We start from the raw sequence: 23797 nt of genomic DNA, 5'->3' as shown, positions 1-23797 counted from the left end.
ATGGAGCCCATCACGAGGGGTCTCACGCCCGCTCAACGTACCCGACGCCGACTGCTCGCCGCCGTTCTCACCCTGCCGCTGCTCCTCGGAGCGGCGGCCTGCGGTGGCGACGACGACAGCGGCGGCTCGGGCAATGACAAGATCGAGCTGTCCTTCTTCTGGTGGGGCGCCGAGAAGCGCGCCGAACTGACCGAGAAGGCGCTCGACCTCTACACCGCCAAGCACCCGAACGTGACGTTCAAGAAGACCTGGCAGGCCAACCAGGGCTACTTCGACAAGCTGGCCACGCTCACCGCGGGCGGCAACGCCCCGGACATCTTCCAGATCGACGACAACTACATCTCCGAGTACGCCGAGCGCAACGTCACGCTCGACCTCAAGCCGTACGCCGAGAGCGGCAAACTCGACATCACCAAGATCTCCAAGGGCCTCATCGACTACGGGACGGTCGACGGCAAGCTCGCCGGTCTGTCCATGGGAGAGAACACCCAGGGCCTGGTGTACGACAAGACGCTGCTCACGAAGAACAAGCTGCCCGAGCCGAAGACCGGCATGAGCTGGGAGGACTTCATCGCGTGGGCGGCGACCGTCTCCAAGACGGCCAAGGTGCCCGGCACACAGGACCCGAGCGCGGTCTACCAGGCCCTCTGGGTCTATCTGCGGCAGAACGGCAAGGACCTCTACAAGGACAAGACGCTCGCGTTCGACGAGGCCGACATCACCAAGTGGTTCCAGCTGTGGAAGGGCGCCCGCGACACCGGCGCGACGCCGACCCCGGACGTGATCCACGAGGGCAACGCCACCGACATCAGCAAGCAGCTGGTGGTCACCGGCAAGGCCGGCACGTCGTGGGTCTGGGTCAACCAGATGCCCGAGCTGAAGAAGAACACCAAGAGCGAGCTGGGCGTCGTCGCGTACCCGGGTGACCCGAGCGCGCAGTGGGCCCGCGCCTCGATGTACTTCTCGGCGTTCCGCGGCACCAAGCACAAGGACGCCGTGGTCGACGTGCTGAACTTCATGGCCAACGACCCCGAGGCCGGCAAGATCCTCGGCACCGACCGTGGCCTGCCGCCCAACCTCGAGGTCCGCAAGACGGTGGCCGAGACCGCCACCGACCCGGCCATGAAGCAGACCATCGCCGTGCAGGACGAGCTGAGCCAGAAGTTCGGCCCGACCTCGCCCAGCGTGCCGCCGGCCGGCCACAGCAAGGTCAAGACCGAGCTGGTCCGCATCGCCGAGGAGGTCCAGTACGGCCGTCAGACGCCCGAGCAGGGCGCCGCGGCCTTCGTCACCGCCGCCAAGGCGGCCATCGGACAAGGCTGAACTCAAAAGTGACAACCGCTCAGATGCCGGTCCGTCCGACCGAGCCGGTGCCCCCGCCCCCCGCCGCCACGCGGCGGGGAGGCCGGGCGCGCCGGCGCCGGGAGGACCTGGCCGGATACGTCTTCCTCTCACCGTGGCTGCTCGGGCTCCTGGGCATCACCGCGATCCCGATGCTGCTCTCGCTCTACCTGAGCTTCACCGACTACAGCCCGCTCATCGACGTCGGTGAGGCGCAGTGGGTCGGGTTCGACAACTACCGCGAGATGTTCACGGCCGACCCCTCGTACTGGCACGCGGTGCGGGTCACGGTCACCTTCGCGCTGGTCGCGGTGCCGCTCAAGCTGGCCGCCGCGCTCGGCGTGGCGCTGCTGCTCAACAAGGCGTTCAAGGGCATCGCGTTCTTCCGCGGCCTGTTCTACCTGCCCTCGCTGCTCGGTGGCAGCGTGGCCGTGGCCATCGTCTGGCGCAGCATGTTCAACCGTGAGGGCGCCTTCAACTCGTTCCTGGCCCTGTTCGGCATCGAGGGCGCGCCCTGGGTGAACGATCCGCAGTGGGCGCTCGAGACGCTGATGCTGCTGGCCATCTGGCAGTTCGGCGCCCCGATGGTGATCTTCCTGGCCGGTCTCAAGCAGGTGCCGACCGAGCTGTACGAGGCGGCCTCGGTCGACGGGGCCGGCGCGTGGCGCCAGTTCACGCACATCACGCTGCCGATGCTGTCGCCGGTCATCTTCTTCAACCTGGTGCTGGAGACGATCCACGGCTTCCAGGGCTTCACGTCGGCCTTCGTGCTCAGCGGCGGCACCGGTGGCCCGGTCGACTCGACGCTGATGTACACCCTGCACCTCTACAACAAGGGCTTCGTCGAGCTGAACATGGGCTACGCGTCGGCCATGGCCTGGGTCTTCCTGCTCGTGGTGGGCCTGATCACCGTGTTGCTCTTCAACACCGGCAAGTTCTGGGTCCACTACTCCGACAGCGAGGAGAAGTGATGACGCGCCCCTACGTGCGCCTCACGGCGCTGATCGTCATCGTGGCGATCGTGCTCTATCCGCTCGTGTGGATGGTCGGCACGTCGTTCAAATCGCCCGAGGAGATCGTCAACAACATCGGGCTGATCCCGAGGGAGTTCACGCCGTCGAACTTCAGCGAGGGCTGGAACAAGTTCGACGAGGCGTTCGGGCGGTTCTTCCTCAACAGCGCCATGGTGGCCGTGCTGACGGTCGTCGGCAACACGCTGAGCTGCCTGCTCGCCGCGTACGCCTTCGGCCGCCTGAAGTTCCGGATGCGCGGCTTCTGGTTCGCCATCATGATCGGCACGCTGCTGCTGCCGGGACACGTGCTGATCATCCCGCAGTACATCCTGTTCCGGACGCTGGGCTGGGTGGGTGGCGACTGGCCGTACCTGCCCCTGCTGGTGCCGCACTTCCTGGCCACCGAGGCGTTCTTCGTCTTCCTGATGGTGCAGTTCATGCGCGGCATCCCGCGGGAGCTGGACGAGGCCGCGGTGATCGACGGCGCGTCCCCGTACTCGATCTTCCGTCATGTGATTCTGCCGCTCTCGCGCCCGGCGCTGGTCACGACGGCGATCTTCTCGTTCATCTGGACCTGGAACGACTTCTTCCGGCAGCTGGTCTATCTGTCCGAGCTCAAGGACTACACGGCGCCGGTCGCGCTGACGCTGTTCATCGACTCGACCAGTGAGAGCTCGGTCGGGCCGATGTTCGCGATGTCGCTGCTGTCGCTGGTGCCGGTCTTCCTGTTCTTCGTGGCCTTCCAGCGGCTGCTGGTCGAGGGCATCAACACGAGCGGGCTGAAGGGATGAAACACGACTCGTGGCGGGTGGCCGCCGACCTGGCCCTGCTCGGCATCGTGGTGACGCTCCTGTCCCTTCCGGTGGTCACGCTGGGGGCGGCCTTCCTCGTCGGGGCCGCCTCCATCCACCACCACATCGTGTACGGGCGGTGGCTCACCTTCGCGGAATCGTGGGCGCTGTTCCGTGCCCGTTTTGTCCACGGTCTCCTGGCCGGCCCGCTGCTGCTCGCGGCGGTGTGGCTGATCGCGGTCGACGTGGCGGCGCTGTCCCGTGGCGCTGTCCCGGGCGGCCGGCTCATGATCACCGTGGTTTTGATCATCGGAATTGGGCTTGTCGCATTTGCGGCCTTGGTGGCGAGTGTCGGGTCGCTCCGCCTGGCACGGGCCACCGTGGTGGCCCGTCCGGCGTTGCTTGCCCCCGTCGGCGGGATCGTGGCGATCGTGGCCGTGCTGGGGATGCTCGTACACCCCGTACTGGTGCCTGTTCTTGTGGGTTTTGCCCTCTTCGCCGTTCAGTCCTTCTTGTCGACGAAGTCCAGCGCGGTCGCCGCGAACAGGGGGGAGTCGACGACGTTGTAGTGGGTCAGGCCCGGCAGGATGGCGAGCGCGTGCCCGCCCTTCGGCCGGCCCTCACCCATCCAGCCGCCGTCCCGGTGACCGCCGTCGAGCAGCCCGAACACCTCGACGAAGTGACTCGGCGGGCACATGTCGGCGTCGGCCGCGACGATCTGCGTGGGCACGCTGATCTTCTTGACGTCCTCGGTGTAGTCGAAGTCCTGCGCCATGGCCTGGCCGATCTTGTCGAGCAGACGCGGGAAGTCCCCGGGCCGCGGCGCGACGCGCTGGTAGAGCTCGTACATCGGCGTCTCCTTCATGAACTCGGCCGCCGCCGCGCCGACCTGACCCTGCTGGTCGAGGATCTCCTGATAGGTGGCGCTGCGGCGGATGCCGGCCGACCCGGAGACGACACGGCCCACCTTGTCCGGGTGGCGGATCGCCAGCAGCAGGGCGACGCCGCCGCCGAGCGAGAAGCCGACCACGTCCGGCTTCTCCAGTCCCAGGTGGTCGATGAGGGCGGCGATGTCGTCGGCCATGTCCGGGATCGACAAGGGCCGGTCGATGTCGGCCGTGCGGCCGTGGCCCTGAAGGTCGGGCAGGATCACCCGATGGTGGTCGGCGAAGGCGGGCAGGGTCGCCGCGAACATCTCGCCCGAGCCGAGGCCACCGTGGAGCAGGATCAGCGGCGCGCCCTCGCCGTGCGTCTCGTAGTAGAGGTTGAGTCCGTTGACCTCGGCGTACATGGTGTCTCCTCGTTTTATCGGGTCTGTGCCGGGTCAGACTCGCCCGCTCGGGGAAACTCATCGCGGCGCGCCACAGTTTTTCGGCTAAATTCGTCGGGGTGAGCGATGTCGCTACCCCGATCGAGACGCAGCTGGAGGCCTTCCGGCCCGAGCTGACCGGCTACTGCTACCGCATGCTGGGCTCCGGCTTCGAGGCCGAGGACGCCGTGCAGGACACGATGGTGCGGGCCTGGAAGAGCTACGACAGCTTCGAGGGCCGGGCGGCGCTGCGGTCGTGGCTCTACCGCATCGCCACCAACGTCTGCCTGACCATGCTCGGCAGCGCCCAGCGCCGGGTGCGGCCGATGGATCTCGGCCCGGCCGGCTCGGGCCACGCGACCCACCCCGGCGAGCCGCGACCCGAGCAGATCTGGGTCGGCCCGGTCCCCGACGACAAGGTGGTCGACCCGGCCCACGTGATCGCCGAACGCGAGTCGATCCGGCTGGCCTTCGTGGCGGCGCTGCAACACCTGCCGGCCAAGCAGCGGGCGGTGCTGATCCTGCGCGAGGTGCTGGCGTGGTCGGCCCAGGAGGTGGCCGACCTGCTGGACACGTCGGTGGCCGGGGTGAACAGCGCCCTCCAGCGGGCCCGGGCGACGCTGGCGGCGCAGGAGTCCTTCGACGTCTACAAGCCGCTCGACGAGGATCAGAAATCGTTGCTGGCGCGCTATGTGAGCGCCTTCGAGGCGTACGACCTGAAGGCTCTGACCTCGCTCCTGCACGAGGACGCGACACTGAACATGCCGCCGCTGCCGCTCTGGCTCCAGGGCCACGACGACATCACGGCCTGGATGGCCGGAACGGGCTCGGGCTGCCGAGGCTCCCGCCTGCTGCCGACGGCGGCGAACGGCCTGCCGGCCTTCGGCCAGTACCGGATCGCCGCGTCGGGGGAGGGGCACGACCCGTGGGCGCTGATCGTCCTGGAGATCTCAGAAGGGCGGATAGCGAGGGTCACCAACTTCCTCGACACGGCGCGGTTGTTCCCGCTCTTCGGCCTCCCGGCCCACCTCGAATAACACTTCGTCCAGTCCGAGCAGCGACGCGAGCTCCCGCAGGCGGGGGCTCGCACCGCGAACCCTCATCTCACGGCCGTGCCGCCGAGCCGCAAGCTTGAGCCGGGCAAGCGCTTCAACAGTGACCACCGAAGGCTCAGCCACAGCACTGGCGTCGACGACGACCATGCCGACCCCGCCGGTTCTGCCTTCGGTCCCGCCGCCCCCGGCCTTGCCCCCGCCGCTCCCGCCCTCGCTGACATCCCCGCCCTTGCTGGTGACGCCGCCCTCGCAGGTATCCCCGCTCTCGTTCTCGTGGCCCCCGGCGCCCTCGCCTTTGTTGGCGCCCCCGCCCTTGCTGGTGCCGCGGCCCTGGTCGCCCTCGCGGCCCCCGCCCCCGTTGGCGCCGCCGCCACGGGCCTGGCCTCCCACGCCTTCGCCCTTGTTGGCACCCCTGCCCTTGCTAGCTGCGTCGCTCTCGTTCTCGCTGTCCTCGCTTGCCGCGCTCTGTCTGTCGAGTGCGAATCCGATTTTTCGGCACAAGAGCGAAATGTCGGATCGCTTGAGCGTCGCGGGCAGGGCTAAGGTCGTCATGAACGGTACGACCGGTTATGCGCGCGAAACTCATCGTCATGTCGTTCAGGTAAAAAGTTGATCTTTAAGTTCGGCGCTGTTCCTCCTACGCTGGGTTGATGAGCGAGCGAGTAACGAACTGGGCCGGCAACATCGTCTTCGGTGCGCGGCGGGTCCTGCGTCCCACGTCCGTCGACGAGGTGGCCGAGATCGTCGCGGCCGGCGGTCCGATCCGCGTGCTCGGCAGCGGCCACTCCTTCAACCGGATGGCCGACACCGACGGCACCCTCGTCTCGCTCGCCGGTCTGCCCCGCGTCCTCGAGATCAGCGCCGACCGCCAGTCCGTCCGCGTCGACGGCGGTGTCCGTTACGGCGAGCTGGCCGCCTTCCTCTACGACAACGGCCTGGCCCTGGGCAACATGGCGTCGCTGCCGCACATCTCGGTGGCCGGCGCGATCATGACCGCCACCCACGGCTCGGGCGAACGCAACAAGAACCTGGCCGCCGCCATCTCCTCGGTCGAGCTGATCGACGGCACCGGCAAGCCGGCCGTCTTCCACCGCGGTGACGCCGACTTCGAGGGCGTGGTCGTCGGCCTCGGTGCCCTCGGCGTCGTCACCGCGCTCACCCTTGACGTGAAGCCCTCGTTCGAGCTGCGCCAGTACGTCTACGACGGCCTCACCCGGGCCGAGCTGGGCGCCCACTTCGACGAGATCGTCGGCAACGGCTACAGCGTCAGCCTGTTCACCGACTGGACCAGCGCCGACATCAACCACGTCTGGCTCAAGCGGGCCGAGGCCATGGAGGGCCCGTGGTTCGGCGCCACCCCGGCCCCCGAGAAGCGCCACCCCGTCCCCGGCATGCCGGCGACGAACAGCACCGAGCAGGCCGGCGTGCCCGGACCCTGGTACACCCGGCTCCCGCACTTCAAGCCCGAGTTCACCCCGAGCAACGGCTCCGAGCTCCAGTCGGAGTACCACGTGGCCCGCGCCGACGGCCTGGCCGCACTGGACGCCGTGGCCGCCATCCGCGACCAGGTGGCCCCGGTCCTCCAGGTCTGCGAGGTCCGCACGATCGCCGCCGACAACCTGTGGCTGAGCCCCAACTTCGAGCGCGACAGCGTGGCCCTGCACTTCACCTGGATCGCCGACACCGACGCCGTCCTGCCGGTGGTGGAGGCACTGGAGGCCGCGCTGGCCCCGCTCGACCCGCGCACCCACTGGGGCAAGGTCTTCACGACGGACCCCGCGGTGATCCGTGCCCAGTACCCCCACTTCGCCGACTTCCAGGCCTTGGCTCAGCGCCTCGACCCGAACGGCACGTTCCGCAACCCGTGGGTGGACGCCCTCCTCGGCTGATCAGGCGGAGTTGGTGGCGCCGAGACCGAGCAGGATCTGGTCGAACAGGTTGCCGTCGTTGTCGTCGGTGTAGGCGACCGGCACCTCGCCCCAGGGGGAGACGGCCACCGCGAACTGGTCCTGCCGCCCGGTCGTCGTGTTGGTCAGGGTCTGCGCGCCCAGGCGGCCGGTGAAGGTGCCGTCCGGGTTGAGCCCGCGCAGCCAGCCGTCGGTGCCGCTCACCGTCCAGCCGACCACCGCGTACGCCTGATCGTCGAGCCCGACCGTCGGGGCGGCCGCGCCCGTCGTGGTCGAGACCTGCACCTCGGCGTGCCGGCCGGCCGCGGCCGGGGTGAACGAGCGCGCCCACACGCCGCCCGACTCCCAGGCCACGATCAGGTCGCCGTTGAAGTTGGCCGCGACCGCCGGGCGGCGCTGCTGGCCGGTCGTGGTCACGTTCGCGAGGCGCGGGGTCAGCAGCACGGCGCCGTTCGCCTTGGCCAGCCGGGTGAGGCCGATGTCGTCGCCCGACTCCCAGACGATCGTGGCGTCCCCGGAGGCGGACACCGCGACGTCGGGACGGTGGTGCGCGCCGCCGGCCGGCGAGGCCGTCACCTCGTACGCCTTCGTCGTGACCCCGGTGTATCCGGCGGCTTTGACACTGTAGGCCGTTCCCTGCACGTCCTCCCAGACGACGGTGAAGGCCACCGCGGCCGCGTTCGAGGGAGTGCCGTCCGGGTCGACGGCGACGTGCGGCACGAGTTGGTCGCCGGCCGCGTCCGCGTTGGCGCGCCCCGAGGCCAGCACCGTTCCGGCCGGCGAGACGACGCGGTAGGGGATGTTGAAGACACCGTTGCCGTCCGGGTCGTCCGCCCACACCACGACGGCGTTGCCGCGGTCGTCGAGGCCCACGTCGGGCGTCACGTGCTTCCAGTTCGTCCCCGCGGTGCCTCCGGAGGACAGCTTCATCTCGTACGCCGGGGTGCCGTTGCGGAACAGGCGAAGGTAGATGTCGGAGTGGTTGTCGTTCGCGGGTTCGGTGGTGTCGCGGTCGTCCTCCCAGACGACGGCGACGTCACCGGCCCGGTTGGTGGCGATGGCCGGGCCGTCCTGGTCGCCCGTGGCGACGCTGTTGGCCGTGGTGAAACTGACGGCGGCCGCGAGGACGGCCGGGAGAAGGGCAAGCATCGGGGGCTCCTAAAGCAGTTCGAGGCCGGGAACGCCGTCCTGGATGACGTACGAGCGCAGGGTGGACACGGCCGCGCCGTGCTCGGTGACCACGGGGATCGAGCGGAAGTCGGCCTTCACCTCGGCCGGGCTGATCGTGGTGAGGACGTAGCCGCGCCGGTTGGAGTAGAACTTGAGGTGCGGGTTGGTCGCCGCGTTGGGGATCGTGGTGGTCGCCGAGCCGTTCCCGCCCGACGCGATCGAGGTGCAGACGAGTTCCGTGCCGATGGTCGCGGAGTTCGGGTTGGCGTAATCGGCCTTCAGGTCGTTGGCCCAGGCCGCGTGCACGTCGCCGGTCAGCACGAGCGGGTTGCGGACGGCCCGGTCGCGCCAGCCCTGCTGGATGCGTGAGCGCGAGGCGCGATATCCGTCCCACGCGTCCATGCTCGCCGCGCCCGAGGCGTCGTACTGGCGGGCGAAGAAGACCTGCTGGCCGAGGATGTCCCAGGTGCCGTAGTGCTGGGCCAGACCGTCGAGAAGCCATGCCTCCTGCGCCGCGCCGGTGAGCGTACGGGCGCTGTCGTCGGCGGCGGCGCAGACCTTCCAGCCGTCGCCGCAGGCCTGGTCGTCGCGGAACTGACGGGTGTCGAGCATGTGGAACGTGGCGAGCTGCCCCCATCGCACCCGCCGGTAGAGCGGGATGCTGTTGCCGGTCGGCGCGGCCGCCGGGCGCAGCGGCATGTTCTCGTAGTAGGCCCGGTAGGCGGCCGTCCGCCGGGCCGTCCACTGGGCGGCGGTGAGCGCCGGGCTGCTGTCGGCGCGCACCATGTTCGCGTAGTTGTTCTCGACTTCATGGTCGTCCGGCACGACGAGCCACGGCGCGATCGCGTGCGCGGCCTGTAGGTCGGGGTCGCTCTTGTACTGCGCGTACCGCCGGCGGTAGTCGGCGAGCGAGACGATCTCGGCGCCGGCATGCTCGCGCACCGACCCGGTGGTGGTCGCGTCCTCGTAGAGGTAGTCGCCCAGGTGCAGGATCAAGTCGGGCCGGTCCTCGGCCATCCGGCGGTAGGCGGTGAAATATCCGGACTCGTAGTGCGCGCACGAGGCGAAGGCCATTTTCAGCGTACGGCCGAAGGTGCCGGCCGCCGGCGCGGTGCGGGTGCGCCCGACGGCCGAGATGTGGCCCTGAGCGCGGAAACGGTAGTAGTAGTCGGCGTCGGCCGCGAGCCCGCCGGCGACGACGTGCACCGCATGGGCGTCGGCGTAGCGGGCCGTGACCGTGCCGCTGGCCCGCAGCGTGGCGAAGGTGTCGGTGGTCGAGACCTGCCACTCGACGGTGACGTCGGCGTTGGGCATGCCGCCCTGGCCGTCGGCGTTGAGCGGGGCCGGCGCGAGGCGGGTCCAGAGCACGACGCTGCTGGAGTCCGGTTCGCCGGAGGCGACCCCGAGCTTGAACGGATAGGGCGTGGCGGCGTTCGCCTGCTTCGTGAGGACGGTCATTCCCGCGGTGGCCAGTCCACCTAGGACGAAGACCCGGCGCTTGATGGCAGTCATGAACGCGTACGTTCCTGATGTCATGTGAATGCCCGGCGGTGCTCGCCCGTCCGCCGGATGGCCGATCTTGCAAGCTATCGAAAGAAGCCGATGAAGCGGAGTTGGCCGAAGGTTTTCGGCGTCGTGCGCGGACGAGCTGAGCTGCCGTGTCGCGCCGCCCGAAATGTTCGCTTGACTCCGAGGTGGTGTACGGCGTCAGACAATGAAAAACGGCCGGTGCCCGAAGGCGCCGGCCGCTTGTCGTGCCGGGGTCGTCAGTCGGAGGGCGACGACGCCGAGGTCGCGTCGGCGGCGACCGAGACCGCGGCCGACTCCGGGGAGACCGAGACCGGGAGGCCGGGGGCCGGGCTGGTGCCGGGGGCCTCGCCCCGGGCCACCGCGCCAGGGGCGGTGTCGCGGTCCACGCCGGCGGCGGCGTAAGCGTCGGCCTCGTCCAGCGTCTCGGTGTCCAGGAGGCGGTGAGCCAGGCGGTCCAGCTGGTCGCGGTGGGCCCTCAGGACCGAGAGGGCCTCGGCGTGGCATTCCTCGACGATCTTGCGGACCTCGGCGTCGATCAGCTCCCGGGTGGCCGGGGCGATGCCGTCCAGGCCGAACGGGGACTCCTGTCCGGGCGGGGGCAGAACCGTCACCGGGCCGATGGCGTCGGACATGCCCCAGCGGCCGACCATCTGGCGGGCGATGTTGCTGACCTGGTCGAGGTCGCTCTCCGCGCCCGTCGTCATGTCGCCGAAGACGACCTCTTCCGCCGCCCGGCCGCCCAGCGCGCCGATGATGCGGCCGCGCAGATATTCGGCCGAGTAGCCGTAGCGGTCAGTGTTCGGGCTCTGGAACGTGACGCCCAGGGCCTGGCCGCGCGGGATGATCGAGATCTTGCGGACCGGGTCGGCGCCGGGGGTCAGCATGCCGAGCAGGGCGTGGCCCGACTCGTGATAGGCCGTCCGGGTCTTCTCCTCGGGGGTCAGCATCAGGCCGCGGACCGTGCCCAGCGTGATCTTCTCCAGGGCGTCGGTGAAGTCGTTGTTGGCCACCTGGTCGTGCTTGCGCCGGGCGGCCAGCAGGGCCGCCTCGTTGACCAGGTTCTTCAGATCGGCGCCGACGAAGCCGGGCGTGGACGACGCGATGCCCTGGAGGTCGACGCCGGGGGCCAGCGGCACACCGCGGGTGTGCACCTGGAGGATCTGGCGGCGGCCGGCCAGGTCGGGCGGGCTCACCGTGACACGGCGGTCGAAACGGCCGGGGCGCAGCAGCGCCTGGTCGAGGATCTCCGGTCGGTTGGTGGCGGCCAGCACGACCACGCCCTCGCTGCCCGTGAAGCCGTCCATCTCGGTCAGGATCTGGTTGAGGGTCTGCTCGCGCTCGTCGTTGCCGCCGAACGACTGGCTCCCGCCGCGGGAACGGCCGATCGCGTCGAGCTCGTCGATGAAGATGATCGACGGAGCGACCTTCTTGGCCTGGTCGAACAGGTCGCGGACGCGGCTGGCGCCGATGCCGACGATGGCCTCGATGAACTCGGACGCCGAGATCGAGAAGAACGGGACCCTGGCCTCGCCGGCCACCGCGCGGGCCAGCAGCGTCTTGCCGGTGCCGGGCGGTCCCGACAGCAGCACGCCGTGCGGGATCTGCGCCCCGAGCTTGCGGTACTTGCCGGGTTCACGCAGGAAGTCGACGATCTCGGTGACCTCCTGCTCGACCGATTCGATGCCGGCCACGTCGGCGAAGGTCGTCCGGGGGCCGCCCTCAGGCTCGTACAACTTGGCCTTGGACTTGCCGAATCCGCCGAGCCCGCCGCCGGAGAGCGCGCCCGCCGAGCGCCGCGCGATCCAGACGAAGATGCCGACCAGCAGCAGCGTGGGCCCGAAACCGACGAGGAGCTGCTGCCACAGCGGGGCCGGCGCGTCCGGCGGGTTCGCGTTGACCGGCACGTTCTTGGCCTGGAGCTGGGCGAAGAGGTTGTCGTCGGCGAACGACGGCCGTTCGGTGCTGAACCGCTCGACCTTCTCCGAGTCGGTCTCGCCGCTCGGCGTGTAGGCCACTTCCTTCTTGAACTGGCCCTCGATCGTCTCCCCGGTCGAGGTGATCTCGGAGACGTTGTCGGCCTGGACCTGGGTCAGGAAGTACGTGTACGACACCGCGGTGCGCTCGGGCGGCGCCAGCAGCACCGACGAGATGATCCAGTTGAGCGCCAGGAGGATGACCAGCGTGACGCCGAACCGGACCCACGACGACCGCTGGGGCTTCTGCGGTCCGGGCGGGGGAGCGGGCGGCGCGCCCTCCACCTTCCACGGGTGGGGGCGGTGCGGCTGGTTCTGCTGCGGCGTGTCGGCGGGCATGTTCGCGAAGCTACCCCCGTCGAATGACGGGAATGCGTTCACGTGATGAGCGTGACTTCCCGGCCGGCGCGAAGGCCGGCCGGGAAGATCTTTCAGCTGTTCAGGGAGCAGGGCGCGAGGCCCTCGGCGTTCAGGTTCGGCTTGGCGGCGTTACGCCCGATAGCGGTCTCGATGCGGTTGATGGTGGCGAAGCGCTTGTCCTCCAGCGGGCCGAGAATGGCGTTCTGGATGAAATTCGGGCCACCCTGTCCGACCGTCGAGGCGATGCGGTTGTTGGCTTCCCGGATCTGCGTGTTCAGCAGTTCCAGGTTGCGCTGCACCTCGGCCTGCGCCTGGGCGGGAATGGCCGGCAGGTTGTTCAGAGCCGGGCAGTTCACCGTGGCGACCGCCACGTTCCCGCCGTTACCGCCGTCGTTTCCACCGTTGCCGGCCGCCGGCACCTCGGTCGGCTGGGAGGTCGAGGCCCCGCCGTTCTGGTTCAGCGAGCAGGGTGCGAGGCCTTCCGCGTTGAGATTCGGCTTGGCGGCGTTACGCCCGATGGCGGTCTCGATGCGGTTGATGGTGGCGAAACGCTTGTCCTCCAGCGGGCCGAGAATGGCGTTCTGGATGAAGTTCGCGCCGCCCTGTCCGACGGTCGAGGCGATCCGGTTGTTCGCTTCCTGGATCTGCGTGTTCAGCAGTTCCAGGTTGCGCTGCACCTCGGCCTGCGCCTGGGCCGGAACGGCCGGCAGGTTGGTCAGCTGCGGGCAGTTGACGGTCGGGAGAGCCGCGTTGCCGCCGGTGTTTCCGCCGCCCGCGTTGCCGGAACCAGCGGCCGGCACCTCAACGGGCTGCTGCGCCGACGAGCCGCCGTTCTGGTTCAGCGAGCACCCGGAAAGCCCTTCGGCGTTCAGGTTCGGCTTGGCCGCGTTGCGCCCGATCGCCGTCTCGATGCGGTTGATGGTCGCGAAACGCTTGTCCTTCAGGGGCCCCAGAATCGCGTTCTGGATGAAGTTCGGCCCGCCCTGTCCGACGGTCGAGGCGATGCGGTTGTTCGCCTCCCGGATCTGCGTGTTCAGCAGTTCCAGGTTCTGCTTCACTTCGTTCTGGGCCTGCGCCGGAACGGCCGGAAGATTGTTCACCTGTGGACAGTTCACCGTCGGCACGGTCTCCGCCGCCGATGCCACTCCGAGCCCCACGCCCGTGAGAACCACCGCGACTCCCGCCACTCCCGCGCCGATCTGCCAGCGGCGCGCGTTCGCACGAGACTTGTTGAACCGGGATCTGTACATTGGGACTGCGCCTTCCGCCATGGGAGAACCAACGTGCTTCACCCGTCCTTACGGGAGCGCTCCCACGAGCGGATCAAACCCCGGAAAAGATTTTTGGGATTTGTACGCGGCGTCCGGCCGCCCAGCCGCAAAATCCCAGCTCCGGCCTCTCGCGATCGGCTGAGTGCGGCGCGAGGCCGCACTCAGCTTCCGGCCATGTGGGTGGTTCAGGCGTCGTACGACCCGTTCGCGATGTCCTCCAGCAGCGACGGCCGCGACGGCTTCCACGACAACACCGTGCGCGCCTTCTCCCCGGACGCCTGCTGGTCGAGCAGCAGCGCCTCGCCGAACAGCCCGAGACGCTCCACCAGCGATTCGGCCGTCTCGGGCCCGGCACCCTCGAGGCCGAGCCGGCGGGCCACCGCCTCACCGATCTCCCGGGTCGTCGGATTGTCGCCGCCCACGCCCAGGAAGGTCGAGCCCGTCTCGGCCCGCTCCAGCGCCGCCACGTAGAGCTCGGCCAGGTCGTCCACGTGCACGGTGGTCCAGTGCTGGGTGCCCGGCCCGACGAAGGTGCCGGCCCGCGCCGCGGCCACCGCCACGTTCGGGATGCCGCCGCCGTGCCCGTAGACGATGCCCGGCTCGATCAGGATCGACCGGATGCCCGGCGCCTGGAGCACCCGGGTGTCGACCGCCTCCCGCCACGCGGTCAGGGCCGGCGCGTCCCGCGGCGTGTCCTCGTCGATGACGCCCGCGCCATGGACCCAGACCCCGCCCGTACGGACGAAGGTCTTGCCCGAACCCAGACCCTCGAGCACCGCCTCGGCGAAGGCGGTCTCGTCGTCCTTGCTGCTCGCCCCGCCCGGCGACGCCACCGTGACGACGGCGTCGGCCGCCGACGCGAGCGGGGTGACCAGCGCGCGATTCGTGATGTCCCCGACGACCGTGGCCGCACCCTTACCCCGTACAGCCAAAGCCTTTGTCTCGTCGCGCACCAGCGCGGTGACCGAATGACCGGCCGTGACCAGCGCCGGAAGCAGGGCCGACCCGATGTAGCCGGTCGAGCCGGCCAGAAGAATGTTCATGGGTAAAGATCTACCCGCGGCGGCTATCCGCCACCAACGAATAGTTGTGATCCCACTCATCGTGGTGGGCGATAAGCTGGTCGCGTGGAACAGCGCCAGCTCCAGTTCTTCGTCGCCGTGGCGGAGGAGCTCAGCTTCACCCGCGCCGCGCGCCGCACCCACGCGGTCCAGTCGACCGTGTCGGCCAGCATCCGCGCGCTGGAGCGCGACCTGGGCGCCCCGCTGTTCGAGCGCAGCACCACCAAGGTCACACTGACCGAGGCCGGCCGGGCCCTGCTGCCGGAGGCCCGCCGCGCGCTGGACTCACTCGACCAGGCCCGCGAGGCGGTGAACGGCGTGCTGGGCGGCGTCACCGGCAGCCTGCGCGTGGGCACGCTCAGCGGCCTGACGGTGGTCGACCTGCGCTCGCTGGTCCGCGACTTCCGCGAGCGCTACCCCAAGGTCCAGCTGAGCCTGAGCATCGACGCCGCCGGCACGGACGGCCTCCTCGAGGCCTTGCGGGCGGGAACGCTGGACGTCGCTTTCGTCGGAGTGCAAAACCCCGTTCCCGGCGTACGCCTCGACCCGATCACGACATTTCAGCCGCGCCTGCTCGTCCCGGCCCACCACCCGCTGGCCACCCGCGACAGCGTGACCCGCCCCGAGGTGGCGGCCGAGCCGTTCATCGACCTGCCCACCGGTTTCTGCAACCGTTCCCGCACCGACCTGGATTTCCGGGGCGCCGGCATAACCCGCCAGATAGCGGTCGAGGTGAGCGACCTGAGCACGGTCCCGAGCTTCGTCGAGTCGGGCATCGGCATAGCCCTGGTCCCACCGTTGGTCACCGAAACCACGACGACGGTGGTCGCGGTCCCGCTCGACCCACCGGCCGAGACGTGGACGCTGGCCGTGGCCACGGCAGTCTCCATGGCCCCGACCAGGGCGACAAGGGCGTTCCTGGACCTGATCGACGCTCACGTGGTCCAGCGCGAACGCTACTGACAGCCCTCCCCACGACGGTCAGCAACTCAGTCACAGCCAGCCCGTCTCGTCGGCTGAGGTCTTTCGTCCTTCCGGCGACACGAGAATCCTCGGCGGACCGGCACCGGCACCGGCCACCGCCCTGGCCTGCGGCCGGAGAGCACCATGGCTCGACCGGATGGCCGTCTTCGATCAGGCCTCCACCGAGGGATCAGCTTCTTTTCGATGCAACAAACCTGCAAATGCTATTCATTGACCCCGATGGATGCTGGGTGGCATATTCGGGCTGTGTTGCGGTTGTGGGAGGCTGCAAATACGCGGGCAGATGTTGCAGAGATCGGCTGTAATTTCCGCGCCTGGGCTATCGCGGAGTCGTCCATCGCTCCAAGGAGAAAAGCTCATGTCAACCTCCCCTCGTGCGCGCTGGGCCGCCGGCGCCGGATTGACGGCCGCGCTCGTGTCGGCCGGAATCGCGCTCACCGTGGCCGACGCTCAAGCGGCCACGGTCTTCTCGGCCGACTTCGAGTCCGGGGCCGGCGGATGGTCGAAATCGGGTGGCACCTGGTCGGTCGTCGCCGACGGGTCGCAGGTGTTGCAGCAGTCCGACGCCGGCAGTGCGCGGGCCCGCGAGTTCGCCGGTGACACCGCCTGGACGAACTATTCGGTGCAGGCGCGGGTGAAGGCGACCTCGTTCGGTTCCAGCGCCGGAGTGGTCGCGCTGACGGCCCGGGCGGCCGGCGCCACGAAGATGTACCGGCTGTCTCTGACCCCCAACCGGGTCCAGCTCGAGGCCATGAACGGCAGCACGGTCAAGGTGCTGGGCGGCGTCAGCCAGACGATCTCGTCGAGCACCTGGTACACGCTGCGGCTCACCGTCGACGGCAGCACGATCAGCGGGACCGTGAACGGGACGAGCGTCGGCTCGGCCACCGACACGTCGATCGCGGCCGGGCGGATCGGGCTGCTGACCGAGGCCGCGGCCGGGCGCTTCGACGATGTGGTGGTGGACTCGTCGGGCGGAACGACGCCGACGACACCGCCCGCCACCACACCGCCTACGACTCCGCCGCCGACGACGCCGCCACCCACGAGCGGCGCGCTCTATGTCGCGCCGAACGGCAGCGCGTCGGCGGCGGGCACGCAGGCCGAGCCGACGACGCTGGCCAGCGCGATCACGCGGATCGCGGCCGGCGGGACGATCTATCTGCGCGGCGGGACCTATGCGTTCTCGCAGACCGTCACCATCGCGGCCGGCAACAATGGAACATCATCGGCCCGGAAAGTGCTCACGGCGTACCCCGGCGAAGCCCCGGTCCTGAATTTCTCGGCCCAGGCCGAAGACCCGGCCAACCGCGGGCTGGCCGTGAACGGCAACTATTGGCACGTGCGCGGAATCGTGGTCGAGCGAGCCGGCGACAACGGCATTTTCGTCGGTGGCAGCAACAACATCTTCGAGCGCACGATCACGCGTTTCAACCGGGACAGCGGACTGCAGATCTCGCGCATCGCCTCGGACACGCCGAACTCGCAATGGCCGGCGAACAACCTCGTGCTCAGCGCGGAATCGCACGACAACGCGGACTCCGACGGTGAGGACGCGGACGGTTTCGCGGCCAAACTGACGGTCGGCAGTGGCAACGTCTTCCGGTACGCGGTGTCGCACAACAACATCGACGACGGCTGGGACCTCTACACCAAGACCGACACGGGACCGATCGGGGCGGTGACGATCGAGGATTCCCTGGCGTACGCCAATGGGACGCTCACCGACGGCAGCCAGGCCGGCGCCGGCGACCGTAACGGATACAAGCTGGGCGGCGAGGACATCGGCGTGAACCACACGATCCGCCGGAACATCGCCTATCGCAACGGCAAGCACGGCTTCACGTACAACCGGAACCTCGGCACCATGACGATTTCCAACAACATCAGCATCGACAACACGGAACGGAACTTCTCGTTCGACGGCGGAACGTCGGTCTTCCGGACGAACACGTCGTGCCGTTCCGGCAGCGGCTCCAACGACAAGATCGTCGGGAACAGCGACAGCTCGAACCAGTTCTGGAGCGGCTCCAACGGCTCCCGATGCGGCACGCTGTCGGGCGCGCTGGCCTGGTCCTACGCCTCCGACGGCACACTGGTGGTGACCCTGGGCGGCAGGGTGGTCACGCCATAGCGGGAACGATGCCGGGCCGCCGGTCACCGACCGTGGTGGCGGCGGCCCGGAAGCCGGCCGTGGAGTTACGGGGTCCAGCCGGCCACGTTGTCGCCGGTCTCGCGGGAGATCGTGGAGTCCTTCTCGGGGGCGGCGCCGAAACGGTTCTCGTGGAGGTGGGCGAAGAAGTAGCACATCTCCTCGCAGTCGGCGTCGAGCACGGCGACGGCCGGATCGCGCCGGACGGCCTCGTAGTAGTCGCGGCCCAGGGCGACGATGAACCCACGGGCGTACAGGAAACCGTCGTCCGAGCCGTCGGTCACCTCGTGGATGTCGGCCCGGTCGAGGTCGTGGAGCTTGCGCTCCAGCACCCGGTCGAGGTCGGCCAGGTCGGCGCCCGGCAGCTCCGCCGACAGCTCGGTCAGGGTGCGCAGGAACGGGGCCAGCCAGCCGTCCAGGGCGTACACCTCGAAATCCTCGTCGCCCGGATCGCGCGCGGTCAGCGCCCGGCGCAGCGCGGCCGGCTCGGGGCCGAGGCGCTGCCAGGCGGACTCGATCAGAGCCCAGAACCGGTCCTCTTCCGCCGCCGTCGGCACGCGGCCCGGCTTCTTCAGCGTCTCGTCCACGCGCGGGATGCTATCGCTCGTCCAAACTGGACGGACGGCGGCACCAGGATCGCAGCGCCCACCACCACCGGACGGTCTCGGCCACCGGCAGCGCCTCGGCGAACCCGGTGAGCTCGGTCAGCCGGTGGAGGCGGTAGCGGACCGTGTTCGGGTGCAGATGCAGCGCCGCCGCGGTCAGGTCGAGGCGGTGCCCGTGGTCGAGATAGGCCAGGGCGGTGCAGGCGAGCTCCCGGTGGAACTCGTCGGCCGGGTCCAGCGTGGCCAGCAGCTCCGCCCCGAGCAGCGACCCCAGCAGGGGCTGAGCGGCGAATGCGGTCTCCACGGCCAGGTCGGTCACCCAGCGCATCCCGCCCACCGAGGCGGACGGCGGTGTGCCCGGCGGCTGGCGGCCGCCGGGCGGCTCGGAGGCGCGGGCCGATTCGGAGGCGCGGGCTGGCTCGGAGGCGCGGGCTGGCTTGGAGGCGCGGGCCGGCTTGGAGGCGCGGGCCGGTTCGGGGGCGCGGGTCGGCTTGGAGGCGCGGGGGGTCGGCTCGGGGGCGCGAGCCGGCTTGGAGGCGCGGGCCGCGTGGAGACCGGCGACGCAGAGGCGGTGGGCGGCCGGTGCGGCGGCGAGCGGCACCGGTGGTGTGGCGACTATCAGCACTGGTGGCTCGACCACGCGACCCGTGGGCAGCCGTGGGGTCAGCCCGCCGATGCGGCCCGCCACCGGGGCGAGGACGCCGCCGCAGTGGGCGACCGCCTCCTCCAGGGCGCGCACCCGGGCCGGATCGGCCACGTCCGAGAGCAGGCAGTGGTAGAGGCCGTCCTCGCGTAGGCCGAACCGGGCCGGGTCGTCCGGGATCGACGTGTCGTCCAGCAGCACGCGCCGCAGCACTCGCATCCGGGCCGCGCGGTCGTCGCGGTCGAGTCCGCTCGCGGCCGACCGGTGGCCCTCGATGACGTGGCGTTCGAGCGCTCGGCCGTACGTCTCCAGCTTGAGCAGCCCGCGCAGCAGCGCCTCGTCCGCGACGCCGGCCGCGCGGCCCCGGTCGACGGCGATCTCGAGAAGGCGGCTGCGCCCGGCGTGCACCCCGGCGATCAACCCGGCCACCGGAACGCCCCGCGCGGCCAGCTCGGCCCCGAACCGGCAGGCCGCACTGAAGTCGACCACGAATCCGAACTCCGCGTCGACCGGCGAGGAGGCGCCAGCGGGCAAGGAGGCGCCGGCCAACGAGGAGGCGCCGACCGGCGAGGGGGCACCGACAGGGGAGGAGGTGCCGGCCAGCGGGGAGGCGCCGACCGGCGAGGAGGCACCGACAGGGGAGGAGGTGCCGGCCAGCGAGGAGGTGCCGGCCGGGGAGGAGGCGCCGGCCGGGGAGGAGATGCCGGCCGCAGCGGGCACCGGGCTCCCCGAGGCCGGCGTGGGGTGGGCGGCGGGTGCGGAAGGGCTGTCGGACAAACGGAGGAAAGCTTCGCAGCCGGCGGCCAACAGCGCGGCGACCTGGGACCGGGTGGCCGCGGTGGGGCCGCCGGCCGCCCGGAGCACCTCGTCCACCAGCGCCTGGTCGGCGGCGAGGCCCCGGACCAGCTCGGTCAGCATCGGCGCCTCCTCCGGCGTTGTGTGCGGGGCACAACGCGGCGGCCCGGGCTTGGCCGCCGGCCTCTATCGATGCGAGAGATTCTCTTGTTTCGATGTCGTTACCGCAAGGTAACCCCCGGGAGGATGGCATGTTTGCCGGTCGAATGGTCGGGGCGGCGACGGCCGTCCTGCTGACGTTGACGCCACTGGCGAAACAGGACGAGCTGCGGGAGGTCATGTTCGTCGGCAACAACTGGGAGGGCACCGTCGACGTCATCCGGTCGAGCGGCGACTACGCCAAGCTCGGCCGGCTGAACGTCGTACCCGACAAGAACCAGCGCCTCACCGAGATCGCCCTCAACCCGATCCGCCTGGCCTTCTTCCTGGGCATCCGCTCCGGCCCGGGTGAGGGGCACGATCAGCTGGTCGACGACATGTACACCACGCCCGACGGCACCGCTCTGGTCGCCTCACGGCCCAGCTTCGCCGACGTGGTCTCGATCGACCTGGCCACCGGCGCGCTCAAGTGGCGCTTCCCCGTCTCCGGTTTCCGCAGCGACCACATGGCCGTTTCGCCCGACGGCCGTTCGGTGGCCGTCTCGGCCTCCACCTCCAACACCGTGCACGTGCTCGACATCGTCACCGGGCGCCAGCTCGGCTCCTTCACGGCCGGCGACAAGCCGCACGAGAACATCTACACCGGCAACGGCCGCTATCTCTGGAACTCCTCGATCGGCGAGGTCAACACGGCGCTCGACGACCCGTGGCTCGACTGGACCAAGGGCGACCGCCACCTCACGATCGCCGACACCAGGACCTTCCAAGTCGTACGGACCATCGACATGCGCCAGAGGCTCGACGCGTTCGGGCGGCGCGACCTCTCCGACGCCGTGCGCCCCGCGGTGTTCACCCCGGACGAGTCGAAGCTGTACTTCCAGGTCTCGTTCTTCGCCGGTCTCATCGAGTACGACGTGGCCGCCGACCGGATCACCCGGGTCAAGCCGCTGCCGCTGAATCCGGCCACCAGCACCGACCGCACCACCTGGGTCAACGACTCCCGCCACCACGGCCTGTCGATCAGCCCGGACGGCGCCAAGCTCTGCGTGGCCGGCACGATGGACGACTACGCCACCGTCGTCGACCGCGCCACCCTGGCCGAGGGCCCGCTCGTCGAGGCGTCCAAGCCCTACTGGGCCACGGTGAGCGGCGACGGCAGGGACTGCGTCATCTCCGAGTCCGGCGCCGACCGGGTCAGCGCCATCAGCTTCGCCACCGGCCGCCGGGTCGCCTCGGTCCCGGTCGGCGACCATCCCCAGCGCGTCCGCATCGGCCATCTCCCGGCGAGCTGGCAATCGCCGGCATGACAGAGGGAAGCCCCCGGCGGGATTGCCGGGGGCTTCTGGACGGCCGACGGGATCAGCGGCGGCCGACCAGCTCCGGGGTGGGAGCGGCGGGGGACACCGGGGCCGCGTGCCGCCCCCGGGGCCGCATGAAGCGCGGCGCCCACCAGTTCTTGTCGCCCAGCAGGGTCATCAGTGACGGCAGGACCACGGCCCGGATGATCGTCGCGTCCAGCAGGATCGCGGCGGCCAGGCCGATGCCCAGCTGCTTCATGTCGATGGTGCTCAGCGTGGCGAAGATGGAGAACACCGCCACCATGACCAGGGCCGCGCTGCTGACCGTGCCGGCCGAGCCGGTGATGCCCTCGGCCACCGCCTCGCGGGTCGGCACGCCGCGCTGCACCGCCTCGCGGATGCGGCTCACCACGAAGACGTGGTAGTCCATGGACAGGCCGAACAGGACCACGAACAGGAACAGCGGCAGCCACGAGACGATGGCGCCCATCGACTCGAAACCGAGCAGGCCTTCGGCCCAAGTGCCTTGGAAGACCAGGACCAGCAGGCCGTACGCCGCGGCGGCCGACAGCAGGTTCAAGGCGATCGAGGTGAGCGCGACGACCACCGACCGGAACGTCCACGCCATCACCAGGAAGGTCAGCACCAGCACGAACCCGGCCACCAGCGGCAGCGTCCGCCAGACGTGGGCCGCGTAGTCCTCGCTCTCGGCCACGCCGCCGCCCACCGCGTATGTCGCACCGGGCACGCCGGACAGGGCCGCCGGCGCCAGCGTCTCGCGAAGCTTGTGCAGGGAGTCCGCGGCCTCGTCGCTGCGGGACGAGTACGGCGTCGCCACGTCCAGGATCGTGATCGTCTTGTCGGCCGACACCTTGATGTCCGGGCCGGTCTCCTCGAGCGGGGCGAACAGGGAGTCGCCCTGGGTGCTCTGCGCGAGCTTGGTCAGCGCCGCCTTGACGTCGGCGGCCGACGACGCGGGCGCCTCGACGACGACGTCGTGTGCGGTGCCGTTGCTCGGATAGGCGGCGGTCAGACGGTCGTACGCCTGCATCGCCGGAGTGGTCCGGGGAAGGTCCTCGGTGCCCGGGAACTTGAGCTTCATGCCCAGCGCGGGCGCGGCCAGGGCCAGCAGGGCCAGCACGCTGACCAGGAGTGTGGCCGCCGGCCAGCGCAGGGCCGGGTGCAGGATGGCGCGCCAGACGCGGCTGCCGGATGACGAGGACGAGCGGGCGCTGAGACGCCACAGCAGCGGCACCCGGGGGCGGTCGACCCAGCGGCCCAGCTTGGCCAGCAGGGCCGGCAGGACGGTGAGCGAGCCGATGACCGCGACCGCCACGACCAGGATGGAGCCGACGGCGAGCGAGGAGAAGACGGCGTCGCGGGCCAGGAACAGCCCGGCCATGGCGATGATGACGGCGGTGCCGGAGACGACCACGGCGTGCCCGGAGGTCTCGGCGGCGACCTCGACCGCGTCGACGTGGCCGCGGCCCTTGGCCCGTTCCTCGCGTTCGCGCCGGACGTAGAACAGTGAGTAGTCGACGCCGACGGCCATGCCGATCAGCAGGATGACGCTGTTGGTGGTGTCGGTCGACGGGATCAGGTGCGAGGCCAGTGTGGACAGGCCCATCGCGGCCGCGACCGACATGAGCGCGAGCAGCACGGGCACGCCGGCCGCGATCAGCGCGCCGAAGACCAGGATGAGGATGGCCAGGGTGACCGGCAGGCTGAGGATCTCGGCCCGCTGGAAGTCCTTGCCGAGGGTGTCGTCGAGCGCCTTGCCGATGGTCGGCCCGCCGACCGGCTCCACGCGCAGCTCGGGATGCTTCTCCTGCACGGTGGCGATCGCGTCGTGCAGCGGGCCGACCCGGTCGGAGGCGGTGTCGGGGTCGCCGCTCATCGTGATCGGCACGAGCAGCGCCGAGCCGTCACGGGACGGGATCGGCTCGCCCACGGCGGACACGCCGGTGGCGTTGCGCAGGGCGGTGGCCGCGTCGGCGGCCGCGCGGTCGCCGGCCGCCTTGTCCAGGGCGCCGGAACGGGCCGTGATGAGCACGTTGTCCTCGGCCGGCGCGGAGTCGAACCCGCCCTTGTCGATCATCACGTAGGCCTGGCCGGCCTCGCCGATCGCACTGTCCTCGGCGGTCGCCTCCTTGGCCCCGGCCATGTTGCCGGCCATGAAGCACACCGCGACGAACGCCACCCACAACGCGATGGCGCGCCACGGATGCTCGGCGCTCCATCGCGCCACGCGTACTGTTACCGGCCGCTTACTCATTCGAGAGCCCCCCAGAAAGTTTTCTGTGTCGAACCTGAAATTAGGCAGGCGGGGAGCTGGGAACATCCGGGCCGAACCCCCGTCGTCCCCCGAGGACTTCTTGGC

General features: G+C 70.1%; 19 protein-coding genes. 9 read left to right on the top strand and 10 right to left on the bottom strand.

The features are described from left to right. Genes ACQP2X_RS33175 through ACQP2X_RS33160 form a run of 4 tightly spaced genes read left to right on the top strand, consistent with a single transcriptional unit; the run spans nucleotide 1 to nucleotide 3714 of the window. Complete coding sequence (locus ACQP2X_RS33175; RefSeq protein ID WP_498688652.1) at nucleotides 1-1323, top strand: ABC transporter substrate-binding protein; 1323 nt, start codon at nucleotides 1-3, stop codon at nucleotides 1321-1323. A 23-nt stretch (nucleotides 1324-1346) separates the two neighbouring features. Further along, nucleotides 1347-2312, top strand: coding sequence for a carbohydrate ABC transporter permease (locus ACQP2X_RS33170; RefSeq protein ID WP_498688649.1), 966 nt, complete (start codon nucleotides 1347-1349; stop codon nucleotides 2310-2312). Next, a complete protein-coding gene (locus ACQP2X_RS33165) occupies nucleotides 2312-3145 on the top strand; it encodes a carbohydrate ABC transporter permease (RefSeq protein ID WP_498688644.1) in 834 nt (277 codons plus the stop codon). Before ACQP2X_RS33170 ends, ACQP2X_RS33165 begins: the two co-directional genes overlap by 1 nt. Then, nucleotides 3142-3714, top strand: a complete 573-nt coding sequence (locus tag ACQP2X_RS33160) for a hypothetical protein (RefSeq protein ID WP_498688642.1) — start codon at nucleotides 3142-3144, stop codon at nucleotides 3712-3714. Before ACQP2X_RS33165 ends, ACQP2X_RS33160 begins: the two co-directional genes overlap by 4 nt. On the opposite strand, the gene ACQP2X_RS33155 is transcribed toward ACQP2X_RS33160, so the two are convergent. Further along, nucleotides 3648-4436: an alpha/beta fold hydrolase gene (locus ACQP2X_RS33155; protein WP_498688641.1), complete on the bottom strand. Its 789-nt coding sequence runs from the start codon at nucleotides 4434-4436 to the stop codon at nucleotides 3648-3650. The two genes, ACQP2X_RS33160 and ACQP2X_RS33155, sit on opposite strands and share 67 nt — an antisense overlap. Before the next feature lie 98 nt (nucleotides 4437-4534). Here ACQP2X_RS33155 and ACQP2X_RS33150 point away from each other — a divergent pair, with 98 nt between their 5' ends. Further along, the gene (locus ACQP2X_RS33150; protein ID WP_498688640.1) at nucleotides 4535-5491 is read left to right on the top strand and encodes a sigma-70 family RNA polymerase sigma factor; all 957 of its coding nucleotides are present in this window, start codon (nucleotides 4535-4537) and stop codon (nucleotides 5489-5491) included. Here ACQP2X_RS33150 and ACQP2X_RS33145 read toward each other — a convergent pair. After that, nucleotides 5405-6061: an STAS domain-containing protein gene (locus tag ACQP2X_RS33145; protein ID WP_498688637.1), complete on the bottom strand. Its 657-nt coding sequence runs from the start codon at nucleotides 6059-6061 to the stop codon at nucleotides 5405-5407. The genes ACQP2X_RS33150 and ACQP2X_RS33145 overlap by 87 nt on opposite strands. Before the next feature lie 98 nt (nucleotides 6062-6159). Here ACQP2X_RS33145 and ACQP2X_RS33140 point away from each other — a divergent pair, with 98 nt between their 5' ends. Continuing rightward, nucleotides 6160-7398: an FAD-binding protein gene (locus ACQP2X_RS33140; protein WP_498688635.1), complete on the top strand. Its 1239-nt coding sequence runs from the start codon at nucleotides 6160-6162 to the stop codon at nucleotides 7396-7398. On the opposite strand, the gene ACQP2X_RS33135 is transcribed toward ACQP2X_RS33140, so the two are convergent. The 5 genes from ACQP2X_RS33135 to ACQP2X_RS33115 form a co-directional block, all read right to left on the bottom strand. After that, nucleotides 7399-8565, bottom strand: a complete 1167-nt coding sequence (locus ACQP2X_RS33135) for a hypothetical protein (protein WP_498688632.1) — start codon at nucleotides 8563-8565, stop codon at nucleotides 7399-7401. A gap of 9 nt (nucleotides 8566-8574) precedes the next feature. Next, complete coding sequence (locus ACQP2X_RS33130; RefSeq protein WP_498688629.1) at nucleotides 8575-10098, bottom strand: alkaline phosphatase D family protein; 1524 nt, start codon at nucleotides 10096-10098, stop codon at nucleotides 8575-8577. Between the two features lie 254 nt (nucleotides 10099-10352). Beyond that, a complete protein-coding gene (ftsH, locus tag ACQP2X_RS33125) occupies nucleotides 10353-12428 on the bottom strand; it encodes an ATP-dependent zinc metalloprotease FtsH (RefSeq protein WP_498688627.1) in 2076 nt (691 codons plus the stop codon). 92 nt (nucleotides 12429-12520) lie between these two features. Further along, on the bottom strand, nucleotides 12521-13720 hold the full coding sequence (locus ACQP2X_RS33120) for a hypothetical protein (RefSeq protein WP_498688624.1): 1200 nt from the start codon (nucleotides 13718-13720) through the stop codon (nucleotides 12521-12523). Nucleotides 13721-13905: 185 nt separating this feature from the next. Then, nucleotides 13906-14763 carry an NAD-dependent epimerase/dehydratase family protein gene (locus ACQP2X_RS33115; protein ID WP_498688622.1) on the bottom strand — a complete coding sequence of 286 codons (858 nt, stop codon included), beginning with the start codon at nucleotides 14761-14763 and terminating at the stop codon, nucleotides 13906-13908. Nucleotides 14764-14847: 84 nt separating this feature from the next. Between ACQP2X_RS33115 and ACQP2X_RS33110 the strand changes: the two genes are divergently transcribed. Continuing rightward, the gene (locus tag ACQP2X_RS33110) at nucleotides 14848-15744 is read left to right on the top strand and encodes a LysR family transcriptional regulator (protein ID WP_498688618.1); all 897 of its coding nucleotides are present in this window, start codon (nucleotides 14848-14850) and stop codon (nucleotides 15742-15744) included. A 379-nt stretch (nucleotides 15745-16123) separates the two neighbouring features. Next, entirely contained in the window at nucleotides 16124-17899 is a 1776-nt protein-coding gene (locus ACQP2X_RS33105) for a right-handed parallel beta-helix repeat-containing protein (protein ID WP_498688616.1), read from the top strand. 65 nt (nucleotides 17900-17964) lie between these two features. Here the strand turns inward: ACQP2X_RS33105 and ACQP2X_RS33100 are convergent, their stop codons facing one another. Then, nucleotides 17965-18504, bottom strand: coding sequence for a DUF4240 domain-containing protein (locus tag ACQP2X_RS33100; RefSeq protein ID WP_498688614.1), 540 nt, complete (start codon nucleotides 18502-18504; stop codon nucleotides 17965-17967). 10 nt (nucleotides 18505-18514) lie between these two features. Further along, nucleotides 18515-20083 carry a helix-turn-helix domain-containing protein gene (locus ACQP2X_RS33095; RefSeq protein ID WP_498688612.1) on the bottom strand — a complete coding sequence of 523 codons (1569 nt, stop codon included), beginning with the start codon at nucleotides 20081-20083 and terminating at the stop codon, nucleotides 18515-18517. Nucleotides 20084-20211: 128 nt separating this feature from the next. Here ACQP2X_RS33095 and ACQP2X_RS33090 point away from each other — a divergent pair, with 128 nt between their 5' ends. Next, nucleotides 20212-21426, top strand: a complete 1215-nt coding sequence (locus tag ACQP2X_RS33090; RefSeq protein ID WP_498688609.1) for a YncE family protein — start codon at nucleotides 20212-20214, stop codon at nucleotides 21424-21426. A 52-nt stretch (nucleotides 21427-21478) separates the two neighbouring features. Here ACQP2X_RS33090 and ACQP2X_RS33085 read toward each other — a convergent pair whose 3' ends face one another. Further along, nucleotides 21479-23692, bottom strand: a complete 2214-nt coding sequence (locus tag ACQP2X_RS33085; RefSeq protein WP_498688607.1) for an MMPL family transporter — start codon at nucleotides 23690-23692, stop codon at nucleotides 21479-21481. Nucleotides 23693-23797: the final 105 nt, after the last annotated feature.

The sequence above is a fragment of the Actinoplanes sp. CA-131856 genome, from assembly GCF_050956135.1.
Classification (GTDB): Bacteria; Actinomycetota; Actinomycetes; order Mycobacteriales; family Micromonosporaceae; genus Actinoplanes.
The sequence above is the reverse complement of the archived record's forward strand: the minus strand, read 5'-3'. Positions and strand labels throughout refer to the sequence as shown.

Excerpts from the sequence above, each read along its gene's own strand:
- ACQP2X_RS33130 (WP_498688629.1), bottom strand. The coding sequence starts at position 10,098 with ATGACTGCCATCAAGCGCCGGGTCTTCGTCCTAGGTGGACTGGCCACC.
- ftsH (WP_498688627.1), bottom strand. The coding sequence starts at position 12,428 with ATGCCCGCCGACACGCCGCAGCAGAACCAGCCGCACCGCCCCCACCCG.
- ACQP2X_RS33140 (WP_498688635.1), top strand. The coding sequence starts at position 6,160 with ATGAGCGAGCGAGTAACGAACTGGGCCGGCAACATCGTCTTCGGTGCG.
- ACQP2X_RS33115 (WP_498688622.1), bottom strand. The coding sequence starts at position 14,763 with ATGAACATTCTTCTGGCCGGCTCGACCGGCTACATCGGGTCGGCCCTG.
- ACQP2X_RS33155 (WP_498688641.1), bottom strand. The coding sequence starts at position 4,436 with ATGTACGCCGAGGTCAACGGACTCAACCTCTACTACGAGACGCACGGC.
- ACQP2X_RS33090 (WP_498688609.1), top strand. The coding sequence starts at position 20,212 with ATGTTTGCCGGTCGAATGGTCGGGGCGGCGACGGCCGTCCTGCTGACG.
- ACQP2X_RS33105 (WP_498688616.1), top strand. The coding sequence starts at position 16,124 with ATGTCAACCTCCCCTCGTGCGCGCTGGGCCGCCGGCGCCGGATTGACG.
- ACQP2X_RS33170 (WP_498688649.1), top strand. The coding sequence starts at position 1,347 with ATGCCGGTCCGTCCGACCGAGCCGGTGCCCCCGCCCCCCGCCGCCACG.
- ACQP2X_RS33160 (WP_498688642.1), top strand. The coding sequence starts at position 3,142 with ATGAAACACGACTCGTGGCGGGTGGCCGCCGACCTGGCCCTGCTCGGC.
- ACQP2X_RS33145 (WP_498688637.1), bottom strand. The coding sequence starts at position 6,061 with ATGACGACCTTAGCCCTGCCCGCGACGCTCAAGCGATCCGACATTTCG.
- ACQP2X_RS33085 (WP_498688607.1), bottom strand. The coding sequence starts at position 23,692 with ATGAGTAAGCGGCCGGTAACAGTACGCGTGGCGCGATGGAGCGCCGAG.
- ACQP2X_RS33095 (WP_498688612.1), bottom strand. The coding sequence starts at position 20,083 with ATGCTGACCGAGCTGGTCCGGGGCCTCGCCGCCGACCAGGCGCTGGTG.
- ACQP2X_RS33135 (WP_498688632.1), bottom strand. The coding sequence starts at position 8,565 with ATGCTTGCCCTTCTCCCGGCCGTCCTCGCGGCCGCCGTCAGTTTCACC.
- ACQP2X_RS33165 (WP_498688644.1), top strand. The coding sequence starts at position 2,312 with ATGACGCGCCCCTACGTGCGCCTCACGGCGCTGATCGTCATCGTGGCG.
- ACQP2X_RS33120 (WP_498688624.1), bottom strand. The coding sequence starts at position 13,720 with ATGGCGGAAGGCGCAGTCCCAATGTACAGATCCCGGTTCAACAAGTCT.
- ACQP2X_RS33175 (WP_498688652.1), top strand. The coding sequence starts at position 1 with ATGGAGCCCATCACGAGGGGTCTCACGCCCGCTCAACGTACCCGACGC.